Raw genomic sequence first — 2,437 nt, 5'->3', positions numbered from 1 at the left:
TTGGACATGAATAGCGCCGCCCTCTCAAAAACTAGGGACGCTATCGCGCACTGAACTGAGAAGGCGCGCTTCCCACTCGCCTCGATGGAAGGTCGTCACGTGGCAAGACTGAGGCCCATCCCAAAGGATTTTGAGAGAAAGCGCGCATTCATCTCGAATGACTAGAGTATATTTTGGATCTTCGATGTGCACTGTGTTCGACGGCCATGTGGAGATTGAGCTAATGATTTGATCAGGGGACGGTCTTCCGCGAAGATATAATGTGATATTGATCGCCAAACCGGGGCTCGCGCGGACAACCTGCAGATTGCCTACAGACGTCATGGTGCCGCGAATAATTGCAAAGCGGACGGCAGCGGAGCCGAGCTCCGCAGCATGAATAATCTTGCTCATTTGGGAGGCCTATTTGGTCGATTGCGTGAAATGACTTTGTTTGGCCGGGCATCGGCCATGACGGCCCTATGGGGCCGAGCGCAGGTCCATCCTCTTCTTTGCAGCCTGCAATTCGCCCGCGCGGAAGGTTACGGAGAAACGACTTGAGGTCTTCGACTAGGACAAGGGTACGCGCGCCAAGCTTGCGGGTCGGGAGCTGGCCGGAGGCGACGCATCTATATATCGTCGGGCGACTCAGCCCGCTTACTTTGCACGCCTGCGCAATGCTCACCGCGATCGGCTCTAGGCCTTCGTCGGGGCGCTTTCCAGTAACGCTGTGATGCACGGTGCTCGACATGATCCAAGCATGTCTGCGCCGGCATGACTGCGCATCTTATTTTACTCAATAATTACAATTAATTATTTTCTGCTTTGGCCTTCAGGATCCGCCAGATTTCTGTCAACTGGCGCTGAATTTGCCCCCTGGAAGTATCCGAAATGTCGACAGAACGATCAGGGGATTGGATCGTCGGATCCTTACACCATTTCTCCATCGCATCGAGTATGGCCCCCTGATGCGGGAGTTTTTGAGACTTAAGGCCGAGTTTCTCCAGCAATGCAAACCAATAAGACTCGTTCAAATCGACAGATACTGGGCCTGGCTTGCGCCTATCTGAGCCGAGATGATCGATAATAAATTCATCTACTTCGCGATCAAAAAAATGTAGCCTAAAAATTTTGTCCGAGTTGGCTATGAGTGTTCGCTGTATGGCTGCAACATCCAGTCGGCCTTTGTCGTCCACCATGGTCTCCGAGGCCGCAGGTGAACTTTCGACAAAAAATTGGAACTCGCGAAGTGGATGGTCTCGGTCAACAAGCTGCTTCCGCTGCTGCACTTCATCGGATTCGGCGCCAAGCGGAGTCGAACGGTCGCGAGAGCTCGACCCGGGATCGACTATCGAGGCGCCAATGGCGTCTAGCGTATCGCCAAGGTCTTCAAGTACCTCACTTAGTCGAATTGATACGGAGCGACCGTGATCGCCCTTGTCAAAATCATCTCCGCCCCTTTCCTTGAAATACGTTGAGGGGAGAATGACGATCTGGCGAGCTTTCCGCTCAAGGAAAATGCAGGCATGCAAGTCGCCTGATCCCAGTGCCTTTATGATAGGGCGCCTAGAGATGCCCGTCTTTCGTCTGATGTAGCTCAAGCCATCGCGGAATGTCGATGTCGTGGGTATGTTCATCATCGAGCGCCATTTTCTCCGACGGCGGTGGCAAACTCCGCCCAATTGCTCATCAGTGTTCGGCGACGCTCGAACATGTCGCCTCGACGATAGGCGGCCTCGACCTTGTCGCTGACGGTATGCGCCAGCGCCATTTCTGCAAGCTCGTTCGGAAACTCAGTCTTCTCGGCAACCCAATCCCTAAAGGTTGAGCGAAAACCGTGTCCGGTCAAATCAGAACGATCCATCCGCTTGAGCAGGGCGAGGAAGGCCATGTTCGACAGTGGTTCCGTGCTCCTGCCTGAGGTGAACACGGGGCCAGACCGAAGATCAGGCGGTTGGCCGAGAAGCTCGATAGCTCGCGGCGTCAATGGCACGCGATGCTCACGACCCGCCTTCATGCGTTCAGCTGGGATGGTCCAGATCCGCCGATCAAGATCGATCTCTGCCCAATCGGCGCCGATCACTTCGCCGGTTCGCGCGGCCGTGAGGATCATGAACTCAAATGCGCGAGCTGCTGTCCCCTCGCGCTGTCGCAGCGCTCCAATAAAGCCCGGAAGCTCAGCATACGGCAGAGCAGCGTGATGCTTGATCTTGCGCACTCGGGTCCGAGCGGGCAGCAGCGCGTCGAGATGGCCGCGCCAGCGCGCCGGGTTCTCATCCCGCCGATAGCCACGGACGGTGGCCCAATCGAGAACCGCTTCGATCCGGCCGCGAACGCGACTGGCCGTCTCCGTCTTCTCTGCCCATATCGGCTGCAGCACCTGCATCACCAGGCCGAGGTCCACCGTATCGATTGGCTTCTCGCCAAACACCGGGCCGGCGTAAGTCTCAAGGGTGTT

The 2,437-nt window shown here is 56.1% G+C and carries 3 protein-coding genes; all 3 read right to left on the bottom strand.

Features of this window, described 5'->3' with window-relative positions:
• Window positions 1-232: 232 nt before the first annotated feature.
• The gene (locus ACE3TU_RS03915; protein ID WP_374620450.1) at window positions 233-730 is read right to left on the bottom strand and encodes a helix-turn-helix domain-containing protein; all 498 of its coding nucleotides are present in this window, start codon (window positions 728-730) and stop codon (window positions 233-235) included.
• A 58-nt stretch (window positions 731-788) separates the two neighbouring features.
• A complete protein-coding gene (locus ACE3TU_RS03910) occupies window positions 789-1,616 on the bottom strand; it encodes a hypothetical protein (protein WP_374620447.1) in 828 nt (275 codons plus the stop codon).
• The coding region (locus ACE3TU_RS03905) for a tyrosine-type recombinase/integrase (protein ID WP_374620445.1) at window positions 1,616-2,437 on the bottom strand (822 nt) is incomplete at its 5' end. The genes ACE3TU_RS03905 and ACE3TU_RS03910, both read right to left, overlap by 1 nt.

It is taken from the genome of Devosia sp. (assembly GCF_041917035.1).
In the GTDB taxonomy this organism is placed as follows: domain Bacteria; phylum Pseudomonadota; class Alphaproteobacteria; order Rhizobiales; family Devosiaceae; genus Devosia_A.
The sequence above is the reverse complement of the archived record's forward strand: the minus strand, read 5'-3'. Positions and strand labels throughout refer to the sequence as shown.